This window comes from Mesorhizobium sp. B2-2-4 (assembly GCF_006442375.1).
Lineage (GTDB): Bacteria > Pseudomonadota > Alphaproteobacteria > Rhizobiales > Rhizobiaceae > Mesorhizobium.
The window spans coordinates 348,587-370,756 of the sequence record NZ_VFWB01000001.1 but is presented as its reverse complement, the minus strand read 5'-3'; the positions used below and the strand labels follow the sequence as shown (position 1 = coordinate 370,756).

General features: G+C 63.9%; 27 protein-coding genes. 12 read left to right on the top strand and 15 right to left on the bottom strand.

All coding sequences use genetic code 11. The annotated features are described in order from the left end of the window. Positions 1 to 89: 89 nt before the first annotated feature. The 7 genes from sucD to mdh all read right to left on the bottom strand — a co-directional run bounded on the left by sucD (position 90) and on the right by mdh (position 4,820). The gene (sucD, locus tag FJ959_RS01880; protein ID WP_140518080.1) at positions 90 to 992 is read right to left on the bottom strand and encodes a succinate--CoA ligase subunit alpha; all 903 of its coding nucleotides are present in this window, start codon (positions 990 to 992) and stop codon (positions 90 to 92) included. Positions 993 to 1,018: 26 nt separating this feature from the next. Continuing rightward, positions 1,019 to 1,435: a PIN domain-containing protein gene (locus tag FJ959_RS01875; RefSeq protein WP_033838548.1), complete on the bottom strand. Its 417-nt coding sequence runs from the start codon at positions 1,433 to 1,435 to the stop codon at positions 1,019 to 1,021. After that, positions 1,362 to 1,667 carry a hypothetical protein gene (locus FJ959_RS01870; RefSeq protein WP_140492797.1) on the bottom strand — a complete coding sequence of 102 codons (306 nt, stop codon included), beginning with the start codon at positions 1,665 to 1,667 and terminating at the stop codon, positions 1,362 to 1,364. Before FJ959_RS01870 ends, FJ959_RS01875 begins: the two co-directional genes overlap by 74 nt. Positions 1,668 to 1,750: 83 nt before the next feature. Continuing rightward, positions 1,751 to 2,248, bottom strand: a complete 498-nt coding sequence (locus FJ959_RS01865; RefSeq protein ID WP_140492799.1) for a DUF1579 family protein — start codon at positions 2,246 to 2,248, stop codon at positions 1,751 to 1,753. 3 nt (positions 2,249 to 2,251) lie between these two features. Beyond that, positions 2,252 to 2,623: a cupin domain-containing protein gene (locus FJ959_RS01860; RefSeq protein WP_140524969.1), complete on the bottom strand. Its 372-nt coding sequence runs from the start codon at positions 2,621 to 2,623 to the stop codon at positions 2,252 to 2,254. A gap of 4 nt (positions 2,624 to 2,627) precedes the next feature. After that, on the bottom strand, positions 2,628 to 3,821 hold the full coding sequence (gene sucC, locus FJ959_RS01855) for an ADP-forming succinate--CoA ligase subunit beta (RefSeq protein ID WP_140492804.1): 1,194 nt from the start codon (positions 3,819 to 3,821) through the stop codon (positions 2,628 to 2,630). Between the two features lie 30 nt (positions 3,822 to 3,851). Continuing rightward, a complete protein-coding gene (mdh, locus tag FJ959_RS01850; RefSeq protein WP_140492808.1) occupies positions 3,852 to 4,820 on the bottom strand; it encodes a malate dehydrogenase in 969 nt (322 codons plus the stop codon). Between the two features lie 206 nt (positions 4,821 to 5,026). Here mdh and FJ959_RS01845 point away from each other — a divergent pair, with 206 nt between their 5' ends. Next, positions 5,027 to 5,569, top strand: coding sequence for a GNAT family N-acetyltransferase (locus FJ959_RS01845; RefSeq protein WP_246680756.1), 543 nt, complete (start codon positions 5,027 to 5,029; stop codon positions 5,567 to 5,569). On the opposite strand, the gene zapE is transcribed toward FJ959_RS01845, so the two are convergent. From zapE to FJ959_RS01830, 3 genes are all read right to left on the bottom strand, one after another. Next, positions 5,505 to 6,764, bottom strand: coding sequence for a cell division protein ZapE (zapE, locus tag FJ959_RS01840; protein ID WP_140628154.1), 1,260 nt, complete (start codon positions 6,762 to 6,764; stop codon positions 5,505 to 5,507). The two genes, FJ959_RS01845 and zapE, sit on opposite strands and share 65 nt — an antisense overlap. Before the next feature lie 28 nt (positions 6,765 to 6,792). Beyond that, complete coding sequence (locus FJ959_RS01835; RefSeq protein WP_140628151.1) at positions 6,793 to 7,332, bottom strand: protease inhibitor Inh/omp19 family protein; 540 nt, start codon at positions 7,330 to 7,332, stop codon at positions 6,793 to 6,795. Between the two features lie 78 nt (positions 7,333 to 7,410). Beyond that, positions 7,411 to 7,911, bottom strand: a complete 501-nt coding sequence (locus tag FJ959_RS01830) for a hypothetical protein (RefSeq protein ID WP_246678984.1) — start codon at positions 7,909 to 7,911, stop codon at positions 7,411 to 7,413. Positions 7,912 to 8,040: 129 nt separating this feature from the next. Between FJ959_RS01830 and FJ959_RS01825 the strand changes: the two genes are divergently transcribed. The 8 genes from FJ959_RS01825 (at position 8,041) to FJ959_RS01790 (ending at position 15,373) form a co-directional block, all read left to right on the top strand. Next, positions 8,041 to 9,060 (top strand): MBL fold metallo-hydrolase, encoded by a 1,020-nt coding sequence (locus tag FJ959_RS01825; RefSeq protein WP_140559281.1) that lies wholly within the window; start codon positions 8,041 to 8,043, stop codon positions 9,058 to 9,060. A gap of 89 nt (positions 9,061 to 9,149) precedes the next feature. Continuing rightward, positions 9,150 to 9,311 carry a DUF1328 family protein gene (locus FJ959_RS01820; RefSeq protein WP_140518074.1) on the top strand — a complete coding sequence of 54 codons (162 nt, stop codon included), beginning with the start codon at positions 9,150 to 9,152 and terminating at the stop codon, positions 9,309 to 9,311. A gap of 72 nt (positions 9,312 to 9,383) precedes the next feature. Further along, positions 9,384 to 10,268, top strand: coding sequence for a diaminopimelate epimerase (gene dapF / locus FJ959_RS01815; protein WP_140518073.1), 885 nt, complete (start codon positions 9,384 to 9,386; stop codon positions 10,266 to 10,268). Continuing rightward, complete coding sequence (gene mtaB, locus FJ959_RS01810) at positions 10,268 to 11,593, top strand: tRNA (N(6)-L-threonylcarbamoyladenosine(37)-C(2))-methylthiotransferase MtaB (RefSeq protein ID WP_140492833.1); 1,326 nt, start codon at positions 10,268 to 10,270, stop codon at positions 11,591 to 11,593. The genes dapF and mtaB overlap by 1 nt, the downstream gene beginning before the upstream one ends. Positions 11,594 to 11,605: 12 nt before the next feature. After that, positions 11,606 to 13,438: a signal recognition particle-docking protein FtsY gene (ftsY, locus tag FJ959_RS01805; protein WP_140628148.1), complete on the top strand. Its 1,833-nt coding sequence runs from the start codon at positions 11,606 to 11,608 to the stop codon at positions 13,436 to 13,438. A gap of 54 nt (positions 13,439 to 13,492) precedes the next feature. Further along, complete coding sequence (locus FJ959_RS01800; RefSeq protein ID WP_140492839.1) at positions 13,493 to 14,167, top strand: septation protein A; 675 nt, start codon at positions 13,493 to 13,495, stop codon at positions 14,165 to 14,167. Positions 14,168 to 14,191: 24 nt separating this feature from the next. Next, complete coding sequence (locus tag FJ959_RS01795) at positions 14,192 to 14,812, top strand: pyridoxamine 5'-phosphate oxidase family protein (RefSeq protein ID WP_140492842.1); 621 nt, start codon at positions 14,192 to 14,194, stop codon at positions 14,810 to 14,812. Positions 14,813 to 14,842: 30 nt separating this feature from the next. Next, a complete protein-coding gene (locus FJ959_RS01790; RefSeq protein ID WP_140524976.1) occupies positions 14,843 to 15,373 on the top strand; it encodes an NADPH-dependent FMN reductase in 531 nt (176 codons plus the stop codon). 3 nt (positions 15,374 to 15,376) lie between these two features. On the opposite strand, the gene FJ959_RS01785 is transcribed toward FJ959_RS01790, so the two are convergent. Together FJ959_RS01785 and FJ959_RS01780 are read right to left on the bottom strand one after the other, a co-directional pair. Beyond that, positions 15,377 to 15,583 (bottom strand): 4-oxalocrotonate tautomerase family protein, encoded by a 207-nt coding sequence (locus FJ959_RS01785; protein WP_013892236.1) that lies wholly within the window; start codon positions 15,581 to 15,583, stop codon positions 15,377 to 15,379. 23 nt (positions 15,584 to 15,606) lie between these two features. After that, complete coding sequence (locus FJ959_RS01780) at positions 15,607 to 16,524, bottom strand: SMP-30/gluconolactonase/LRE family protein (protein WP_140518068.1); 918 nt, start codon at positions 16,522 to 16,524, stop codon at positions 15,607 to 15,609. Positions 16,525 to 16,832: 308 nt separating this feature from the next. On the opposite strand from FJ959_RS01780, the gene FJ959_RS01775 reads away from it, so the two are divergent. Next, entirely contained in the window at positions 16,833 to 17,000 is a 168-nt protein-coding gene (locus FJ959_RS01775; protein WP_140492852.1) for a hypothetical protein, read from the top strand. Positions 17,001 to 17,115: 115 nt separating this feature from the next. Here FJ959_RS01775 and FJ959_RS01770 read toward each other — a convergent pair whose 3' ends face one another. Together FJ959_RS01770 and FJ959_RS01765 are read right to left on the bottom strand one after the other, a co-directional pair. Continuing rightward, positions 17,116 to 17,709, bottom strand: a complete 594-nt coding sequence (locus FJ959_RS01770; protein WP_140554860.1) for a hypothetical protein — start codon at positions 17,707 to 17,709, stop codon at positions 17,116 to 17,118. 44 nt (positions 17,710 to 17,753) lie between these two features. After that, a complete protein-coding gene (locus tag FJ959_RS01765) occupies positions 17,754 to 18,371 on the bottom strand; it encodes a TetR/AcrR family transcriptional regulator (protein ID WP_140524978.1) in 618 nt (205 codons plus the stop codon). A 74-nt stretch (positions 18,372 to 18,445) separates the two neighbouring features. Between FJ959_RS01765 and FJ959_RS01760 the strand changes: the two genes are divergently transcribed. Next, a complete protein-coding gene (locus FJ959_RS01760) occupies positions 18,446 to 19,729 on the top strand; it encodes an MFS transporter (protein ID WP_140880322.1) in 1,284 nt (427 codons plus the stop codon). 87 nt (positions 19,730 to 19,816) lie between these two features. Here FJ959_RS01760 and FJ959_RS01755 read toward each other — a convergent pair whose 3' ends face one another. After that, positions 19,817 to 20,098, bottom strand: coding sequence for a hypothetical protein (locus FJ959_RS01755; protein WP_181171955.1), 282 nt, complete (start codon positions 20,096 to 20,098; stop codon positions 19,817 to 19,819). Positions 20,099 to 20,297: 199 nt separating this feature from the next. On the opposite strand from FJ959_RS01755, the gene typA reads away from it, so the two are divergent. Next, on the top strand, positions 20,298 to 22,127 hold the full coding sequence (gene typA, locus FJ959_RS01750) for a translational GTPase TypA (protein ID WP_140492867.1): 1,830 nt from the start codon (positions 20,298 to 20,300) through the stop codon (positions 22,125 to 22,127). Positions 22,128 to 22,170: the final 43 nt, after the last annotated feature.

Sequence of the window (22,170 nt, the reverse complement as noted above, 5' to 3'; positions counted from 1 at the left end):
GTCAGTAAGGAGTAGGAAAAATGAAGACTTTCCCGTTCAGCTGCTACTCACCCGTTCTTCCCTTTTCACTACTCACTATTGACTACTCACTAGCCCTTAATTGCCTCGACCAGCGTCGTGCCCAGCCGGGCCGGCGATGGCGAAACTTTTATCCCGGCCGATTCCATTGCCGCGATCTTGTCTTCGGCGCCGCCCTTGCCGCCCGAGATAACCGCGCCCGCATGGCCCATGGTGCGGCCGGCCGGCGCCGTGCGTCCGGCGATGAAGCCCGCCATCGGCTTGCGGCGGCCGCGTTTGGCCTCGTCCTTGAGAAACTGCGCGGCGTCTTCCTCGGCCGAGCCGCCGATCTCGCCGATCATGATGATCGACTTGGTCTCGTCGTCGGCGAGGAACATTTCGAGCACGTCGATGAATTCGGTGCCTTTGACGGGATCGCCACCGATGCCGACAGCGGTGGTCTGGCCGAGGCCGACATTGGTGGTCTGGAACACGGCTTCATAGGTAAGCGTTCCCGAGCGCGAAACAACACCGACCGAACCCTTGCGGAAGATGTTCCCGGGCATGATGCCGATCTTGCATTCGTCGGGGGTGAGCACGCCGGGACAGTTCGGGCCGATCAGCCGCGACGTCGAACGGTCGAGCCGCGCCTTGACCTTGATCATGTCCATGACGGGAATGCCTTCGGTGATGCAGACGATGAGCGGGATTTCGGCCTCGATGGCCTCGATGATGGCTTCGGCAGCACCCGCCGGCGGCACATAGACGACGGAAGCGTTGGCGCCGGTCTTGGCCTTGCCCTCGGCGACGGTGGCGAAGATCGGCAGGTTCTCGCCCTTGGCGCCGGTCCAGGTCTCGCCGCCCTTCTTGGGATGGATGCCGCCGACCATCTTGGTCCCGTGATAGGCCAGCGCCTGTTCGGTGTGGAAGGTGCCGGTCTTGCCGGTCAGGCCCTGCACGAGCACCTTGGTGTTCTTGTCGACGAGAATGGACATGGTGAGAACGCCTCTGAATTCAGCGATTACAAGAAAGGATTGACGGCTCGCACCGAGCCATAAACCTGGTTGTGGTTGAGATCTTCGGTGTAGAAAATCGGCGCGCCGAGATATCCGGCTGCGGCAAGAAGCGCGGCGTCGTAGTAGTGAATTCCGTAGCGGCGTGCGAGGTCCAGTCCTGCGCGAACATAGCTTTCGTCGACAGGCACCAGCGGACAAGTGCCGAGGAGGACCAGCCATTGGTCGAGCAGATCATCCCCCAGAAGGGATTTTCCTCGCGCCACCGCTGTGAATTCGGCCAAGGTTTGCCCCGACACGCCAAAGACAGTGCTCGATACCAGGTCTTCTGCGATTGGCGCGCGACGTGGGTCACGATTCTTCTCCGAAGCCGCGTAGATCAGGACGTTCGTGTCGAGAAAGCAGTCGATCTTCCCGGTCGGCATAGGCGTCCCTTCGATCCCACTTGTAGGGGGTGTCGGCGCTGTCGCTCCGTTTCGCAGCCTCGTCCATAAGCCGCTTCATTCCCGCCTTGGCCCAGGCAATCCGATCTTCCTGCTCGACTTCATGCGCAAGCAGTGAACGAATGAGGGCGTTGAGCGTCGTCTTGCGACGTCCGGCAAGGCCTCGCGCTTTCTCAAGCAGTGCCTCGTCCATGGCCAGGGTGACGTTCTTCATCGCTCGTCTCCACATAAACACACAGCCAATATATGTGTGATTATGTGTCTTTCTTCAACCGCTTTGCCCAGGATTTCCATCGCTCAGCCATCCCCCAAAACGGAAGGCGGGACGCGCCGGTAAAGGCCGCTCATCATGTCTTGCCAGCCGTCGCTGCCGACGGGCTGGAATTGCAGTCGCATGCGATAGCTGTCGCTGCCGTCGAAAGCGTAGGTCACGCGTGCGGCCCCGCGCGGCGACGAGCGCAACAGCGTCAGTGTGTTGCCCTCCCACGTGCCGGAGGCCGGCGAGGCCGGCACAAAGCCCATCGAATCGAACTGATGCATGGTGACAAGGCTGTTTTGCCGGTCGAAGCCGAACACGCTGTGCGCGCCGAACGAAATCGTCCCGTCGCGGCGCTGGCGATAGCGTTGCACTACGAACAGGCCGCCGAACTGTGCCTCTGCCAGTACTTCCGAAGTCGCTGAGCCGCCATCGGCCCATTGTGTGTCCGCGACCTCTTCCTCGCCACGCCACGCGCCGACCAGCGCCTGCAGGCGCTGGTGATCAGGCGAGAGCGAGGAGAAGGAGGCCGCGTTCATGGCTCAGAGCCGCTTCAGGTCGGTGACGGTGAGAGCGCTCTTGGCGTTGCCGGTGTTGAGCGTCGTCGCCGGCTCGAACATCAGCACCACCGGTTCCGGTGTCAGCGAACGCGGCCGGTGCTCGACGCCGCGCGGCACGACGATGAAATCGCCTTCGCCGAGCTCGACCGGACCGTCGCGGAAATCGATGGCGATGCGGCCGCGCAGCACGAGGAAGGCTTCGTCTTCGTTGTCATGGGCGTGCCAGTCGAAAACCGCGCCGAACTTGGCGACCTTCGCCTGGCTGTCATTGACGTCGCCGGCGATATGCGGATCGAAGACATCCGCGATCTTCGCATCCGCAGCCTCGACGAGGTTTATCTTGCGTGGAGGCACTTGATCAGCCCTTCACCGCCGCCACGATTTTCTTGGCCGCGTCGTCAAGATCGTCGGCTGACACGACGTTGAGGCCGCTGTCGTTGATGATCTTCTTGCCGAGTTCGGCATTGGTGCCTTCCAGGCGCACGACCAGCGGCACTTTCAGGCCGACTTCCTTGACCGCGGCGATGACGCCCTCGGCGATGATGTCGCATTTCATGATGCCGCCGAAGATGTTGATCAGGATGCCCTTGACCGCCGGATCCCTGGTGATGATCTTGAAGGCCGCCGTCACCTTTTCCTTCGACGCGCCGCCGCCGACATCGAGAAAGTTGGCCGGCTCGGCGCCGTAGAGCTTGATGATGTCCATCGTCGCCATGGCGAGGCCGGCGCCATTGACCATGCAGCCGATATTGCCGTCGAGCGCGACATAAGCGAGGTCGTATTTCGACGCCTCGATCTCCTTCTCGTCCTCTTCGGTGGTGTCGCGCAGCTCGAGCACATCCGGATGGCGAAACAGCGCGTTGTTGTCGAACGACACCTTGGCGTCGAGGACGCGCAGCCGGCCGTTTTTCATGACGATCAGGGGATTGACCTCGAGCAGGCTCATGTCCTTCTCGACGAAGGCCTTGTAGAGGATCGGGAACAGCGTGCCGCCGTCCCTGGCAGCATCGCCGTCGAGCTTCAGCGCGCCATTGAGTTTCTTCACGTCATCCGCGGTAACGCCCTTTTCCGGATCGATGGCGACGGTGATAATCTTTTCCGGCGTGTCGTGGGCGACCGCCTCGATGTCCATGCCGCCTTCGGTCGAGACGACGAAGGCGATGCGGCCGACCGAACGGTCGACCAGAACAGACAGATAGAGCTCGCGCTCGATGTCGGCGCCATCCTCGATATAGAGCCGGTTGACCTGCTTGCCGGCCGGGCCGGTTTGCTTGGTCACCAGGGTGTGGCCGAGCATCTCGTTGGCGTTGGCGACGACGTCGGCGACCGACTTGGCCAGCCGCACGCCGCCCTTGGCGTCGGGCCCGAGCTCCTTGAACTTGCCCTTGCCGCGGCCGCCGGCATGGATCTGGCTCTTCACCACATAGAGCGGGCCGGGCAGCGCCTTGGCGGCGGCTTCCGCCTCATCCGCCTTGAACACCGGCACGCCTTGGGCCACCGGCGCGCCAAAGCCCTTCAGCAGCGCCTTGCCCTGATATTCATGGATGTTCATCTGGATCGTCTCCGGATCAGCTGCTGGGGTTCACTTCGAGGCGAGTTGCGGCGCGATCTTGACGCAGGCCTCGGTCAGGCCCTGCACCGCCGCCACCGAGCTGTCGAACATCTTCTGCTCTGGCTTGGAAAGCTCGATCTCGATGACGCGCTCGACGCCACCGGCGCCGATCACCACGGGAACGCCGACATAGGTGTTCTTCACGCCATACTGGCCGGAAAGATGAGCCGCGCAAGGCAGCACACGCTTCTTGTCCTTGAGATAGGCTTCGGCCATCGAGATCGCCGATGCGGCCGGCGCATAATAGGCCGATCCGGTCTTCAACAGGCCGACGATTTCGGCGCCGCCATCGCGGGTGCGCTGCACGATCTGGTCGAGCTTCTCCTTCGAGGTCCAGCCCATCTTGACGAGATCGGGCAGAGGAATGCCTGCAACCGTCGAATAGCGGATCATCGGCACCATGGAATCGCCATGGCCGCCGAGCACGAAGGCGGTGACGTCCTCGACCGAGACCTTAAACTCCTCGGCCAGGAAATAGCGGAAGCGAGCGCTGTCGAGCACGCCGGCCATGCCCACGACATGGGTGTTGGGCAGGCCGGAAAACTTCTGCAGCGCCCAGACCATCGCATCCAGCGGATTGGTGATGCAGATGACGAAGGCCTTCGGCGCGTACTTCTTCAGGCCGGCGCCGACCTGTTCCATGACCTTGAGGTTGATGCCGAGCAGATCGTCGCGGCTCATGCCCGGCTTGCGCGGCACGCCGGCGGTGACGATGCAGACGTCCGCCCCTTCGATCCCGGCATAGTCGTTGACGCCGGTCAGCCTGGAATCGAACCCGTCGACCGGCGACGATTGCGCGATATCGAGCCCCTTGCCCTGCGGGATGCCTTCGGCAATATCGAACAGAACCACGTCGCCGAGATCCTTGAGGCCGATCATGTGAGCGAGCGTGCCGCCGATCATGCCAGAGCCGATAAGCGCTATCTTGTTGCGTGCCATGTCAGGATAGTTTCCCTTTGTTCGTGATGTCGCTCAAATCGCTGACGATCTGATGACGGCGTCGAGGAAGAGACCGGAATGCTGCGGGGATCCCGCGAGATTTCGCCGCACCCAATAGCCCCGGCGCCGCGTAAATTCAAACGATTATTTTGGAGCGAGCGTTTTCAATCGGTTAGAGTGACCGGGAATTACGTAAACGTAAAAGTTTGAAAACTCGACTGGGGAAAATCTACACGATGAAGATAGAGATCGTAAGACTTGATGCCGGCAATGACGCCCTTGTGATGCGGGTTGCCGAGGATGTGTTCGACGAACCGGTCAGGCCAGATCGATTGGCAGCCTATCTCAGGGAACCCGGCCACTTCATGGTCGTGGCGCTCGCCGACGGCGTGACCGTCGGTCAATGCGCCGCCATCATCCACCGTCATCCCGACAAGGCGACGGAGCTCTACATCGACGAGGTCGGCGTATCGCCGGCCTTCCAGCGCCAGGGCATCGCGCGAAAGATGCTCGACGCGATGTTTGCGATCGGCAGGGAGAATGGCTGCGAAGAAGCCTGGGTCGGCACCGAGCCGGACAACCGTGCCGCCCGCGCTTTACGAGTCGCGCAAGGAGACGCACGAGTCAGCAGAGAGCTTCGTCATGTATGTTTATCAACTGTAGCGAGGCTGACAGGAGTTCGGCCTATCTTCGTCCTAGGGTGCGCGCTTCGCTTTGCGTCGCTCCGCCCTGGGACGAAGGCGGCGTAGCCGGCGCCTGCCGCGCCTCCGGCGTCGTCTTCGCCTTCCGCCGCTCCGCCCAATCCTCCAGCCAGTCGCGGCTCTGCATCTCGATCAGCCGCGAAGCCGTGCGTTCGAACTCGAACACCTCGACGCCGCGCTTGGCCACATAGAGTTGCTGCGGCGGCGCTTCCGCGCTTACCACCAGCCTGATGTGATGGTCGTAGAGCGTGTCGACCAGCAGGATGAAGCGCTTGGCCTCGTTGCGCTGGCCTTCACCCAGCACCGGAATGTGGTCGATAAAGATGGTCGAGAAGCGGTCGGCAAGGGCCAGATAGTCGCGCGCGCCGAGCGGTTTCTCGCACAGATCGGCGAAGGAAAAACGCGCCGCGTCGCCGGCGGCGCGCGGAACGGCCAACTGCCGGCCCTTGACGGCAAGCGACGCCTCGGCCGTCGGCGCGCCGCGCGTCATCGTTTGCCAAGCCGCGTCCAGCGCCTCATCGGCCGCCGCATCGGCGGGCGTCACATAGACTGGCGTACGGGCAAGCTTCTCCAGCCGATAGTCCTTGTCGGCATCGAGCGAGAGCACCTGCGCATGCCGTTCCAATATGCCGATGAAGGGCAGGAAAAGCTGACGGTTCAGCCCGTCGCGATAGAGGTTCTCCGGCGCTACGTTCGACGTCGCCACCAGCACCACGCCGCTGGCGAACAGCGCCGAAAACAGCCGGGACAGGATCATCGCATCGGCGATGTCGGTGACCGAGAACTCGTCGAAACACAGTACCCAGGCCTGTTCGGCAAGCGCCCGCGCCACCGGCGGAATCGGATCGTCTTCCCTCACCGTGCCGTCCTTGCGCTCCTGCCGGTGCTTCTGGATGCGATCCTGCACCTCGGCCATGAAGTCGTTGAAATGCACGCGGCGCTTGCGCCGCACCGGCAGCAGCTCGAAGAACAAGTCCATCAACATGGTCTTGCCGCGGCCGACGCCGCCATGGATGTAGAGGCCCTTGACCGCCTCGTGCGTCTCGCGCCTTCGGGCGAAGAGCCAGCCAAGCGCGCTCGATTTGTGCGCCAGCCGCTTCACCGAAATCTCTGATACCAGCCGGTCGAGAGCGGTGACGATCCGCTCCTGCGCCGGATCGCGCTCGATGGCACCGGTGTCGACCAGATGATCGTAACGCTGCCTGACGGTCACATGGGTCTGGAGGCCGTCACGCAGATGCATAGGTCACGTCGTTGTCGAGGGGCTTGGCTTACCTTGTAAGCGAGATCGGCAGGCCATTGGAAGTCTGGCCGTCGAATTTCGAGCCGCCCGAGGAATAGAGCCGTGCCAGCGTGCCGCCATTCTCATCGTAAAGCGTCAACTGCTTGCCGGCGACGTTCCATGACTTGATGCCGTCGATCGGCGCCGGGCAATGCAGCGGTCCGGCACGGAAGCCGGCGCCGAATTTGGTCTGCGGCGTCGCCACCTTGCAGCTCTGGCCGGAAACGCTGGCGTTCCATACGCCGGCGACACTGGCCGCGGTCAGGTCCGGCGCACCCGCCGGCGCCGAACCGTCCGGCGGCAAGGAGGCGACCTGGCTGTTCTGCGGCGCGGTCGGGAATTGCGAGGGATCGGTGGTGCCGGGAGAGGCCGGAGGCGGCAACTGGTTGGCCGTCACCTGACCGGACGGTGCTGGCTGCAGCGGCGCCGGCTGCTGGTCGTCCATCGAGGAGAACCGTGACGTTGAGCAGCCGCTCGCAACGAGCGCCGCCAGCGATACGGCCACCAGGCCGGCTTTCGAAAAAGTCATTCCAACCTCCGTCGGATCCGGCGGGGCTGCCGTCCGCACAATGTCGCCCTCCACCAAGATGGAGAAGGTGGCGAAATTTCAACCCGATATGGTTAAAATAGGGTTTGCGCCAAGAATTGTTGCAAATTTGTCGCAATCATCCGGCCAGCGGAGCGCTTGGCACGAATATATAGCCGTCCGGTCCGACGACATAGCTCTCGCGCAGGCCGTGCGGCTTGTCGATCGCCCCGGCCAGCACGATGTGGCCGTGATCGCGCGCGTGGTCTCGACCGCATCCGGGTTGGCGCCGTAAAGACGCAGCTCGACGCCGGCGCCGCGTGTCTCGGCGCCGGCGATCGTCCCTGTCATGGCATTGTCGAGATAGGAATGGTCGGCGTGCAGCATGAACACCGAGCCCAGCAGCTCGATTGCCGCGAAATCCTCGTCGGCATAGATGATATCGGCGCCGAGCACGTCGCGACAGAAGGCTTCCATGGCCGCCATGTCGCTCACCAGCAGGTTGACGCCGATGCCGCGCGCCAGCGAGCGGCCGAAATCCCCGGCCTTCATCCATGGTGTCCTGGTCCGCTTCATTGCCATAGCATCGTCCTCCCCAATCCAATCCTACTCAAGCCGGCCGCCCGGGCCGTTGGCATTCGTTCGGCAAACGCTTGCGCCAGCCGGCACAGGGCTTATGTCTATCAAGACGAAATTCGCTGGAGCCGCAAATTGGCTGCGAGACCGAAAGCCGCCAATCGCTACTATAACGGCCCACCCAGCGATCATTTCGACGGAACCTTGTTCTTCAATCCCGGCGGCCAGCCGCCGGCGCGTTTCGCCGATCTGCTGAAATGGCAGTTCAATGGCCAACGCTCGAAATGGCCGGCCACCAATCCGAGCCCCTTTCCGCAGGCAAAGCCGCCCGCACGTGTCGAGGGCGCCGGCCTGACCGTGACCATGGTCGGTCATTCCACGCTGCTGGTCCAGACCGCGGGCCTGAACATCCTCACCGATCCGGTATGGTCGCTGCGGGCCTCGCCGTTCTCCTTCGTTGGGCCGAAACGCGTCAATGCGCCGGGCATCGCCCTGGCCGACCTGCCGCCGATCGATCTCGTGCTGATCAGCCACAATCACTACGACCATCTCGACATCGCGACGCTGAAGCAGCTCAAGGCCAGGCACGACCCGCTGGTGGTGACCCCGTTCGGCAATGACGTCCTGATTGGCGGGGCGGTTCCCGGCATGCGGCTCTCGGCGCATGACTGGGGCGACAGGGTCGACATCGGCGATGGCGTGGCCGTCCATGTCGAGCCGGCGCATCACTGGTCGGCGCGCGGCACACGCGACCGGCGCATGGCGCTATGGGCCGGCTTCGTCATCGAGACGCCGGCCGGCCGGATCTATTTCGCGGGCGATACCGGCTTCCATGACGGCATCAACTACCGGCTCATGGCTCACAAGCACGGCGGCTTCCGCTTCGCCATCCTGCCGATCGGCGCCTATGAGCCGCGCTGGTTCATGGCCTCGCAGCATCAGAACCCGGAGGAGGCGGTGCAAGGCATGACATTGTGCAACGCCGCCTATGCGGCCGGCTGCCATTGGGGCACGTTCCAGCTCACCGACGAACCGATCGACGAGCCGGCACGCAAGCTCGACGAGGCGCTGGAGGCCGAGGGCCTGCCGCGCGAACGTTTTCGCGCCTTGCGGCCAGGTGAGGTCTGGGACGTGCCGCAGGAAGCGGCGCTTTGACCGGGGCCGGCCGCGGCCGGCGGAACCCGAGCGCCACCGGCGCGTTTGTTGAAGGGGCTTCGATTTCTATCGCTTTGCGAGGCATTTCCATGCTTAAATGGATCATCATTCTCCTGATTATCGCCGCCGCTGCGAGCCTGCTCGGCATGCCGGCATTAGCAGGTGCGGCCGCCACCGGCGCGCGCATCCTGATCGGTATCGTGCTGATCATATTCCTGCTGATCGTGCTCGGCGTCTTCGCCGTCACCTGAAGGCGCGATGCACTGGTAATTCCCGCCCTTTTCCGCCATATAGCGGCAAACAGTACGGAATGACCGGAAGAAATGGCAGGCACCGCCCCTTTCGCCAAGATGAACGGCATCGGCAACGAGATCATCGTTGCCGACATGCGCGGCCGTGCCGACCGGGTGACGCCGACAGCTGCGATCGCGCTCAACGCCGATGCCTCGACGCGGTTCGACCAGATCATGGCGATCCATGAGGCGCGGACGCCGGGTACGGCCTATTTCATCGACATATTGAATTCGGACGGCTCGGGCGCGCAGGCCTGCGGCAACGGCATGCGCTGCGTCGTCCAGGCGCTGGCGGCCGAGACCGGACAAAAGACATTCACCTTCGAGACCGTCGCCGGAATCCTCAACGCGCAGGAACATGCCGACGGCTCGATCTCGGTCGACATGGGCACGCCGCGCTTCGGCTGGCGGGACATTCCGCTCGCTGAGGAGTTTCGCGATACCCGCATGATCGAATTGCAGGTCGGCCCGATCGACGCCCCGGTGCTGCATTCGCCCTCGGTCGTCTCCATGGGCAATCCGCATGCCATCTTCTGGGTCGACCGCGACGTCTGGTCCTACGAACTCGACCGCTTCGGACCGCTGCTCGAAAACCATCCGATCTTCCCCGAGCGCGCCAACATCACCATCGCGCAGGTGACCTCGCCCGACAGCATGATCATCCGCACCTGGGAACGCGGCGCCGGCCTGACCAAGGCTTGCGGCACGGCATCCTGCGCCGCCGTCGTGGCTGCGGCCCGCACCCGGCGCACCGGGCGCAGCGTCAATCTACTGACCCCCGGCGGCGGCTCGCTGCACGTCGAATGGCTTGAAAACGACCATGTCATCCTGACCGGTGCGGCCGAATGGGAGTTTTCCGGCAGCTTCGATCCCTCGAGCGGCGCCTGGGCGCGCGACACCGAAAGCGCGGCCTGATGCCCGCTCCTTTCAAGGATGGCGATGTGGGGAAGGGCCCCAATCGCATCGAACTGGTGACCTTCGGCTGCCGGCTGAACACTTATGAATCCGAGGTGATGCGGCGCGAGGCCGAAACTGCGGGCCTCGGTGGGCTGGCTGGCGGCGCCGTCATCTTCAACACCTGCGCCGTCACCGGCGAAGCGGTCCGCCAGGCCAAACAGGCGATCCGCAAGGCGCGCCGCGACAACCCCGAAGCTCGCATCATCGTCACCGGCTGCGCGGCGCAGACCGAGCCGCAGAATTTCGCGGCCATGGACGAGGTCGATCTCGTTCTCGGCAATGAGGAGAAGCTGAAGGCCAATTCCTATCGCGCGCTGCCGGATTTCGGCGTCAACGACAGCGAGAAGGCGCGCGTCAACGACATCTTCTCCGTACGCGAGACCGCCGGCCATATGGTCGATGCCATCGAGGGCAGGGCACGCGCCTTCGTGCAGGTGCAGAATGGCTGCGACCACCGCTGCACCTTCTGCATCATCCCCTATGGCCGCGGCAATTCACGCTCGGTGCCGATGGGCGCCGTGGTCGAACAGGTCAAGCGGCTCACCGGCAACGGCTATGCCGAGATCGTGCTGACCGGCGTCGACATGACCAGTTTCGGCGCCGACCTGCCGGGTGCGCCGAAACTCGGCAGGCTGGTGAAGACGATCCTGCGCCAGGTGCCGGACGTGAAGCGCCTGCGCCTCTCCTCCATCGATTCCATCGAGGCCGACGACGATTTGCTCGACGTCATCGCCACCGAGCCGCGGCTGATGCCGCATCTGCATCTGTCGCTGCAATCGGGCGACGACATGATTTTGAAGCGCATGAAGCGTCGGCATCTGCGCGATCAGTCGATCCGCTTCTGCGAAGACGTGCGCAAGCTGCGCCCCGACGTCGTCTTCGGCGCCGACATCATCGCCGGCTTCCCGACCGAGACGGAGGCGATGTTCGAAAATTCGGCAAAGATCGTCGAGGAATGCGGGCTGACCCACCTGCACGTCTTTCCGTTTTCGCCGCGCGAAGGCACACCCGCCGCGCGCATGCCGCAGGTCCGCCGCGAAGTGGTCAAGCAGCGGGCAGCCCGCCTGCGCGCCGCCGGCGAGACCGCATATCGCCGCCATCTGTCGTCGCTCTCCGGAACGCGCCAGTCGATCCTGATCGAGCGCGACGGGCTCGGCCGCACCGAAGGGTTTACGCTCGCCGCGCTCGCCACCGGCGCGCCGGGCGAGATCGTCGAAGCAACAGTCACCGGTCATGACGGCGCCCGGCTGATCGCGGCCCCGCTTGCCGCCCGCGCCGCCTGAGAAACGCAAGAGATGGCCGGGTTCTTCAAGAAGATATTTTCGTTCGGCAAGAAGGAGGTCGTCGAGGAGCGCGTCGACGAGACCGCCCCGCTGCCGCCGATCAAATGGGATCAGCTCGACACGCTGAAGCCGGCGGCCGAGCAGGCCGTTCCGGAATTCCTGAAGCGGGAGGAGACCCAGGCTCAGCCTCCCGTCGAGCCCGCGCCGCCCGAGGAGCCGACACCCGAGCCTGCCCCGGCCATTCCGCCGGTGCCGGAGCCGACTGTTCCGCCCGAGCCGGAACCGCTGCCGGAGCCGCGGCCGGAGGAGGAACCGGCACCGACGCCCGAGCGCCCGGAGCCGCCGGCACCTGAGGAAGTTCCGACACCTCCGGCCATTCCGGAGCCTGCGCCCGAACCGCGGCCGCAGGAGGTACCGCCGCCAGCGCCCGCCGAGCCGGAAATTGTCCCGTCGCGCCCGGAGCAGCTGCCGGAACCGGCACCCGCCGAAGTACCGACGCCCGCCGAAGTTCCGGTCGAGACACCGGCGCCAATCGAGATTCCTACGACACCGTCTTCGGCGCAGCCGTCACAGGCCGGCGCCCCCCCTCATCCGCCTGCCGGCGCCTTCTCCCCGTATAGTGACAGGGAGAAGGAAGAAGTTCCATCGCCAACGCCTCCCTCTCTCCGTCCTTCATGGGGAGAGGGTAAGGGTGAGGGGCGCCAGCCTGTCGAGAACCTGGCACCCAGTGCCGAAACTGCCGCCGAAATCTCGCCGCCAATTCGCCAGCCTGCGCCGATCGAGCCGCAGCCTGTGCGCGCCGAGATCGCGCCGGAACCTGAGGCAGTTCCCGCGCCGCCCAAGCCCACGCCCGCTCCCGTCAAGGTGACGGTCGCCAAAAAAGTGGAGCAGAAGGCCGAGCCGCAGAAGGCGCCGGAGCCGGCGCCGCGGCGCTCCTGGTTCCAGCGCATGCGGGACGGGCTTGCCCGTTCCTCGCGCGAATTGTCGGGCAACATTGCTGGCGTCTTCACCAAGCGCAAGCTCGACGACGACACGCTGCAGGACCTGGAGGACGTGCTGATCCGCGCCGATCTCGGGCTGGAGACCGCCTTGCGCGTCACCGATTCGCTGGCCGCCAGCCGCTACGGCAAGGATGTCTCCGACGCCGAGGTCCGCACCGTGATGGCGCAGGAGGTCGAGAAGGTGCTGACCCCCGTCGCCCTGCCGCTGGAACTCGACCTCAGCCACAAACCGCATGTCATCCTGGTGGTCGGCGTCAACGGCACCGGCAAGACCACGACCATCGGCAAGCTGGCGGCCAAACTGACCGATGGCGGCCTGTCGGTGATGCTGGCCGCCGGCGACACCTTCCGAGCCGCCGCCATCGAGCAGCTCAAGATCTGGGGCGAGCGGACGAAATCGCCGGTCATCGCCTCCAAGCTCGGCGCCGATGCCGCCGGCCTCGCCTACGATGCCTTCGAGAAGGCGAAGGAAGCGGGTTCCGACGTGCTGATCATCGACACCGCCGGCCGATTGCAAAACAAGGCCGAGCTGATGGCCGAGTTGGAAAAGATCGTGCGCGTGCTGGGCAAGCTTGATCCGGAAGCCCCGCACACCGTGCTGCAGACGGTCGACGCCACCACCGGCCAGAACGCGCTCAACCAGGTCGAGATCTTCCGCAATGTCGCCGGGGTCAACGGCCTGGTGATGACCAAGCTGGACGGCACGGCGCGTGGCGGTATTCTGGTGGCGATCGCGGCAAAACACAGATTGCCGGTCTATTTCATCGGCGTCGGCGAACAGGTCGACGACCTCGAACCGTTCTCGGCAAGCGAATTCGCCAGGGCGATCGCTGGCGTTGCGTAACGGCATGATCCCGGGGAAGATTGCTTCAACCGGATCGTGCGTAAGAAGGAAGATATGAACCCACCCATTCTCGAACGCGATCCGTCCGACCCGCAGAAAGAGAAGAAGGAAGGCGTCAACCCGCTGCTCAAGCTCGTTCTCGAGCTAGGGCCGCTGCTGGTGTTCTTTTTCGCCAATGCGCGAGGCGAATGGCTGACGCAGAAATTCCCGGCGCTGGCTGAATTCGGCGGCCCGATCTTCGTCGCCACCGGCCTGTTCATGGCCGCCACCGCGATCGCGCTGGTCGCGTCGTGGCTACTCACCCGCACCCTGCCGATCATGCCGATGGTGTCGGGCGTCGTCGTCTTCATCTTCGGCGCGTTGACGCTCTACCTGCAGGACGACATCTTCATCAAGATGAAGCCGACCATCGTCAACACGCTGTTCGGCGGCGTGCTGCTCGGAGGGTTGTTCTTCGGCAGATCGCTGCTTGGCTACGTCTTCGATTCCGCCTTCAGGCTTGATGCCGAGGGCTGGAGAAAACTCACCTTCCGCTGGGGTCTGTTCTTCCTGTTCCTGGCCCTCGTCAACGAGGTGGTGTGGCGGAATTTTTCGACCGATGCCTGGGTTACCTTCAAGGTCTGGGGCATCATGCCGATCACGCTTCTGTTCACCTTCAGCCAGATGCCGCTGATCCTGCGCCATTCGCTGGACGACAAGACCGGCGGCGAAGAGAAGGCCGGCAAGTAAGGCCTGCAAATTGGGGGGAGTGCCATGGAATTCGTTACCACGCGCGAAGAGCTGCGGACGATCTACAAGACGCCGCGTCCGACGGATGGTTCGATCCGCAAGGAATTGAAGGCGCTGGACGGCCATTGCCGCTCCTTCATCGGCAAGAGCCCCTTCGTGCTGATCGGCTCCTCCGACGGCGAAGGCAATGCCGATGTGACGCCCAAAGGCGACAAGCCAGGATTCGCCGCCGTGCTTGACGACAGGACCATCGCCATCCCCGACCGGCCCGGCAACAACCGGCTGGATACGCTGGAGAACATCCTGCTCAACCCGTCGGTCGGGCTGCTGTTCCTCATTCCCGGCATGAACGAGACGCTGCGCGTCAACGGCGACGCCCGCATCACCGTCGACGCGGGTTTGCGCGAACGGCTGGCCGTCGACGGCAAGGAGCCGCAGAGCGTCGTCGTGGTCGCCGTCAAGGCCGCCTACATGCATTGCGCCAAGGCCTTCATGCGCTCCGACTTGTGGAAGCCCAACAGCTGGTACGACCGCGCCACGCTGCCGACGCTCGGTCAGATCCTGCGCGACCAACTGGCGCTCGCCGATTCGGCCGAGGCGACCGACCGCTGGCTGGACGACGAATACAAGCAAACGATGTGGTAGCGTGCGCGGAAGATTCGTCCGAGCGTCGCCTTGCTGAACCTCCTTGCCATTTCCGGCAGCCTGCGGGCGGCCTCCACCAATTCGGCCCTGGTCGCGGCACTGGCGTGGAACGCGCCAGAGGGCTGCCGCGTCGCCATCCATGAAGGACTCGGCCTGCTGCCGATCTTCAACCCCGACGACGAGGGTGAGCGGACGCCGTCCGAAGCGTCCAGGCTGATCGATGCCGTCACCGCCGCCGACGGCGTCATCATCTCATGCCCGGAATATGCGCATGGCGTGCCGGGCGGCCTGAAGAATGCGCTCGACTGGCTGGTGTCGCGCGATGCCGCCGTCGACAAGCCGGCCATGCTGGTGCACGCCTCGCCGCGCTCGCTCTATGCCCGCGCCGCATTGGCGGAGATCATGCGCACCATGTCCTTCGCGCTTTATGACGGCGGGCTGGAGATCGGGCTGCTCGGCAAGAAGCCAGCTGAGGTGGAGGCCGTCCTGGGGGAGCAGGCGAACGCGTTGGCAACGCGCGATGCGTTGTCCGCTTTCGCGGATTTCATTCGCGCGCGTTAGCGCCTACCCTTTTCTCAGCGTCTCGACATCGGTCTTGCCGACGTACCAGTCGCGGGCGTTGACCTCCTCGAAGACCACCCAGACATCGTCATTGCCGAGCCCGGTGGCGTCCATGATCGCCGCCGTGACTTTTTTGGCGATGTCGGCTTTCTTGCCGGCCGGATCGGCGGCGATCACTTCCTTGACGATGCGGATGTTGACGAATGGCATGACGATCCTCCCTTTAATTCAGCTCAGTAGGTCTTGGCGCCGTTCACCATCAGCCGGACCATGTAGAGCGAGGTGGTGCCGGCAATGTAGAGACAGTTCAGCTTGGCGCCGCCGAACACGCAATTGGCCGTCACCTCGGGCACCTTGACCTTGCCGATCAGCGTTCCGTCCGGATCGTAGCAATGGATGCCATCGGCGGCGCTGGTCCAGATGCGCCCGGCATCGTCGAGCCTGAAGCCGTCGAACAGGCCTGCGGTGCAGTCGGCGAAGACTTTTTCACCCGAGACCTTCTTGCCGCCCTCGCCGACATTGAATACCCGCATATGCGCCGGGTTCTGCGCGCCATGCGTGCGGCCGGTGTCGACGACATAGAGCTTGCTCTCGTCGAGCGAGAAAGCCAGCCCGTTCGGCCTGACCATGTCGGTGATGACAGCCTCGACATCGCCGGTACCGGGATCGACCCGGTAGACATGGCAGGCGCCGATCTCGCTCTCGGCCCTGTCGCCCTCGTAATCGGTGTCGATGCCGTAGGTTGGATCGGTGAACCAGATCGAGCCGTCCGACTTGACCACCACGTCATTGGGCGAATTCAGCCGCTTGCCCTTCCATTTTGCGGCAATGGTGGTGACCGAACCGTCGAACTCGGTGCGGCTGACGCGGCGCCCCGAATGCTCGCAGGTCACCAGCCGGCCCTGCCGGTCGACGGTGTTGCCGTTGGAATTGCCGCATGGCTGCCGAAACACGCTGACGCTGCCGTCGGTCTCGTCGTAACGCATCATGCGGTTGTTCGGGATGTCGGACCAGACGACATAGCGGCCGGCGGCGAACCAGGCCGGCCCTTCCGCCCATCGGCAGCCGGTGAAGAGCTTATCCACTTGCGCATTGCCGTTGAACAGCCGCGCAAAACGCGGATCGAGAATTTCGTAGTCGGCGGCGGCCATTCTTTCCTCCCGGTAACGTTGGCAATCCGGCGGCGATCAAGCCAGCAGGAGATCGATATGGCAAGGTCGGCGGCGATGACATTTCCGCAATTTGTAAGACAAAACGACAGGAACCGGCATTCCCATCACGGAAGGGCAATGCGCCGGCGCCGGGGGTGGCGTTCAGGCGCCATTAACCGGCTATGCACATAGCGCAATGGTGCATTGCAACATCTTCTTTTTGCGATGCACCATTCCTATGTCATGCTCCGTATCGATCAAGGGAGGAAGAAACCGGCCGCCAAATGCGGCCCAGAAGGAAACTCGCTATGATCCTCGACAGCCTCTTGACCCGCGCCCGCAGCAGCATCGCCAAGCGCAAGAACTACAACCGCCTCGTCGCTGAAATCGACAGCTTCTCCAGCCGCGATCTGGCCGACATGCGCGCCGACCGCTCGGAAATGCTTTATCAGGTCCACAAGCAGATCTACGGCTGAGCCCACAACAAGCAGACCAGCGCGCTCCGAGACATTGCTGTTCCTCAACGGTGATGACGAGGGCGCGTGAAAACAGAAGCATTTGACACGTCGGCGAGCGGCGAACGCTTGTCCTTCAATTGTCGACGCGCCCGAAAGCCGGTACCTCGCCGATGACGGTGCGCCGGTCCTTGCCGCAGGCGAAGGACCGTGCTTTCTCGTCGGCAAGCTTGCGCGCCTGATCGTTGGCGGCAGGATTTCCTGTAGCCAGCACCAGTGCGACCGTGCAGCCGTCGCGCGCATCCATTTGCGCGACCTTGGAGACGAGCAGCACGTCGGTGGGTTTCTTCTCGTCTTCCGGATTGCTGATCGAGCGGCGGTGAATGACCGCGAACGGCACCGCCTTGTCGCCGTCGGTCTCGATGCGCCACTCGATCCTGGCGCCTGAGGAATTGAAGCCGGAGAAACTTTCCCAGACCGATGTCATGTCGCCGCCGGGCGGGAAACCATAAAACAGCGATTCGCGCGCATCGTCATAGGCGATCAGCACCGGATATCCACGATAGCCCGAACAGGCGAGGTCGGCCCAGTCGCCATCGCCGTCCCCGGCTTGCGCATAGGTGACGCAGTCGTTCTTCCAGTCAAGATCGGTGTAGGCGCTCGATATCTCGCCGGCATGCGCTGCCTGGCAGACGCTGGCGAGAACGAGCGGAAGAACCAGGCTGCGCATCGCGGACATCTCCGTTGAAGGTCGCAGCAGCCTATCGCCAAACACTATTTCTTCAAGCTCGCCTCGATCAGCAGATCGGCGTTGATCGCCACCGACGCCGCCGGGCCACCGGCGCCGAACAACTGGCCGCTGATATAGGCGCCTTCGATCAGAAGCAGCAGACCGTCGCCCAGCGTGTCGGCGTCGGCGGCATTCATCGCGGCGGCCATGGCGCGCAGGCGGCGGCGCAGTTCCTGCTTGTTGTCCTCGCTCACCACGCGCGCCGGATGGCCGCGCTCGGGATATTCTACGGCCGCATTGGTCATGCCGCAGCCGCGATAGTCAGGCTTCTGCGTGCGCTTGCCGACGCGGGTCAGGAAGGCTCGGATTTGCGCGCGCGGATCGCCGGGATGGGCGTTCACCGCCTCGTCGAAGCGTTCCCAGAATTCGAGGTCGTATCGGCGCAGATAAGAGGCGGCCAATTCGTCCTTGGAGGGAAAGCTGCGATAGAGGCTGGGCTTGGTGACCCCTGCGCGCCTGACGATCTCATCGACGCCAATTGCCCTGATGCCTTGCCGGTAAAACAGATCGCGCGCCACGCCGAGTATCTTTTCCGCCGCCTTTGGCGGAGCCGACGCGTGAGCGCTGCTGATGGACGGTTCAATTTTATTGTCTGGTGGCATTCGCGGTCTCGGTTGACACTGTTACCGATCGGTACGTATACATGTTTCCATCCTGCAACGTACCGGTCAGTAACATGCTAGCTCAATCCCGTCCATTTGGCCAGCGCTACGCTTTCGTCGTGGTCGCCGTCATCTTTCTCTGCCTGCTGATCGCGGCCGGCCTGCGCTCCGCGCCAGCCGTCATGATGCTGCCGCTGGAGGAAAGTTTCGGCTGGCGGCGCGACGTGGTGTCGCTGGCTGCCGCGGTCGGCATCTTCCTCTACGGCCTGACCGGACCGTTTGCCGCTGCGCTGATGGAGCGGATCGGGCTGCGGCGCACGCTGCTTGCCGCGCTTGTCGTGATGTCGGCCTCCACCGCGCTCAGCCTGCTGATGACCAAGCCATGGCATCTGCTGATCACCTGGGGCGTGTTTTCCGGCGTCGGCTCCGGCGCGGTCGCCACCGTGCTCGGCGCCACGATCGTCAACCGCTGGTTCAAGACCAACCGCGGTCTCGTCATGGGCTTGATGTCGGCCTCCAGCGCCACCGGTCTGCTGGTCTTCCTGCCGCTGCTGGCCTCGCTGGCGCAGTCAGGCGGCTGGAAGCCGGTCGTCACCGCCATCTCCGTCGCAACGGCCTGTCTGGTGCCGCTGGTGCTGCTGCTGGTGCCGGAACGCCCGGCATCGATCGGCATGGTGCGCTACGGCGCGGAAGCCGACGACGTGCCGCCGGTACCGCCGGCGGCACAAGGCAATTTCCTGACCCACACGCTGACCACGCTGCGCCGCGCCGCCGGCACGCGCGTCTTCTGGTACCTGTTCGCCACCTTCTTCGTCTGCGGTTTCACCACCAACGGGCTGGTCGGCACGCATCTCATCGCATTTTGCGGCGATATGGGCATCAACGAGGTGCAGGCGGCTGGCCTGTTGTCGATGATGGGCATTTTCGACCTGATCGGCACCACGCTGTCGGGCTGGCTCACCGACCGTTTCGATCCGCGCAAGCTGCTCGGCGTCTATTATGCGATCCGCGGCTTGTCGCTGATCTATCTGCCCTATTCCGGCTTTTCGGCGACCAGTCTGATCATCTTCGCCGTGCTTTACGGTCTCGACTGGATCGCCACCGTGCCGCCGACGCTGCGGCTCGCCAATGAAGCCTTCGGCGACCGCAGCGGCCCGATCGTGTTCGGCTGGATCGTCGCCGGCCATCAGGTGGGCGCGGCAACCGCCGCCTTCTTCGGCGGCACCATGCGCGAACTGCAGGGCAATTACGAACTGGCCTTCCTGATCGCCGGCATGACCGCGATTGCCGCCGCCTGTATCTCGCTCCTAATCAACACCAGCCGGCCGGCGTTCGACCCGGAGCCGCAAGCGGCATAGTGCGCCTTCGAACGAGTGTGCCGTCGGTCAGATTGGCGATCTTTCAATAAGGGGGAGATCGGCAGTTCGCCGACGGCGCGCAGCCGATCAGTCGGGATAGCAGACCAACGGGACGTTGGGCCAAACCGCGCTATCGCAATTGGCGCTTTCCTGCCTTTGCTTGAAGGCCGCGCTGACGGGCCCCGTCACCACCGGATCGACGCCATCGGGCGCATCCGCAAAGACCTGTTCGGCGCTCGGGACATCGTTCGGCAGAGCAGGCCGCGCTTCCTTGAGCGTCGCCGCGGATTGGGCGGCGCCGGCAGCCAGCAGCACGGCGAGAGCCGCAGTTACGAGAATCGGCCGAAATTTGACGACTGCGTTGGTCATGGTGTTCGAACTGCCCGGGCCCGCAAAAGGTTCCCGCCTTGGTTAACAAAACCATTTCACATGGCGATGCTTAAGATTTGATGATTATTTGGTGTCGCGCTTCCTCTTTCGCAAATGCGAAAAACCCTGTATGAGCCGCGCAACACGAAAGAGGCGGCGCCTTTTGGCCTGCTGCCTGCAACGCTCCCGAGACCAGATCATGAACCTCCGCAATATCGCGATCATCGCGCACGTCGACCATGGAAAGACCACCCTTGTCGACCAGCTTCTGAAACAATCCGGCGCCTTCCGCGACAATCAGCGCGTCGCCGAACGCGCCATGGATTCCAACGACCTCGAAAAGGAACGTGGCATCACCATCCTGGCCAAGGCGACCTCGGTCGACTGGAAGGGTACCCGCGTCAACATCGTCGACACCCCCGGCCACGCCGATTTCGGCGGCGAGGTCGAGCGCATCCTGTCGATGGTGGATTCGGCGATCGTGCTGGTCGACGCCGCCGAAGGCCCGATGCCGCAGACCAAGTTCGTCGTCGGCAAGGCGCTCAAGGTCGGCTTGAAGCCCATCGTCGTCATCAACAAGATCGACCGGCCGGACGCCCGCCATGTCGAGGTGGTCAACGAGGTGTTCGACCTGTTTGCCGCGCTCGACGCCACCGACGAGCAGCTCGACTTCCCGATCCTTTATGGTTCGGGGCGCGACGGCTGGGTCTCGGAAAATCCGGAAGGTCCCAAGGACCAGGGCCTGTCGCCGCTGTTCGACCTCGTCCTCAAGCATGTGCCCGCGCCGACCGTGCATCCCGGCCCGTTCCGCATGATCGGCACTATCCTGGAAGCCAATCCGTTCCTCGGCCGTATCATCACCGGCCGCATCGAGAGCGGAACGCTGAAGGCCAACCAGGCGGTCAAGGTGCTGCATCATGACGGTACCCAGATCGAAACCGGCCGCATTTCCAAGATACTGGCCTTCCGCGGCCTCGAGCGCCAGCCGATCGAGGAAGCGCAGGCGGGCGACATCGTCGCCATTGCCGGCCTGTCCAAAGGCACCGTCGCCGACACGTTCTGCGACCTGAGCGTGAGCGAGCCGCTGCACGCGCAGCCGATCGATCCGCCGACCGTGACCATGTCTTTCCTCGTCAACGATTCGCCGCTGGCCGGCACGGAAGGCGACAAGGTGACCAGCCGCGTCATCCGCGACCGCCTGCTGCGCGAAGCCGAGGGCAATGTCGCGCTCAAGATCGAGGAATCGCCTGACAAGGATTCCTTCTTCGTGTCGGGCCGTGGCGAATTGCAGCTTGCCGTGCTGATCGAGACCATGCGCCGCGAGGGCTTTGAAATCGCCGTGTCGCGGCCGCGCGTGGTCATGCAGAAGGGCGAGAACGGCGAATTGCTGGAGCCGGTCGAGGAAGTCGTCATCGACGTCGACGAGGAGCATGCCGGCGTCGTCGTGCAGAAAATGTCCGAGCGCAAGGCCGAGATGGTCGAATTGCGCCCCTCCGGCGGCAACCGCCAGCGCCTCGTCTTCCACGCGCCGACGCGCGGCCTGATCGGCTACCAGTCGGAACTCTTGACCGACACGCGCGGCACCGCCGTGATGAACCGGCTGTTCCATGCCTATGAGCCCTATAAGGGCGAACTGCCCGGTCGCACCAACGGCGTGCTGATCTCCAACGAGCAGGGCGAGTCCGTCGCCTACGCCATGTGGAACCTGGAGGATCGTGGCCCGATGGTCATCGACCCGGGCGTCAAGGTCTATCAGGGCATGATCATCGGCATCCACTCCCGCGACAACGACCTGGAAGTGAACGTGCTGAAGGGCAAGAAGCTGACCAACATCCGCGCCGCCGGCAAGGACGAGGCGGTCAAGCTGACACCGCCGATCCGCATGACGTTGGAGCGCGCGCTGGCCTGGATCCAGGACGACGAGCTGGTCGAGGTGACACCGAAGACCATCCGCCTGCGCAAGCTTTATCTGGATCCCAACGAGCGCAAGCGCTTCGAGAAATCGTCCAAGGCCGTCGGCGCCGCGTAATTTCTGCTTTCTGATCGTATCCGGGAGGGGCGGAGCACCAGGT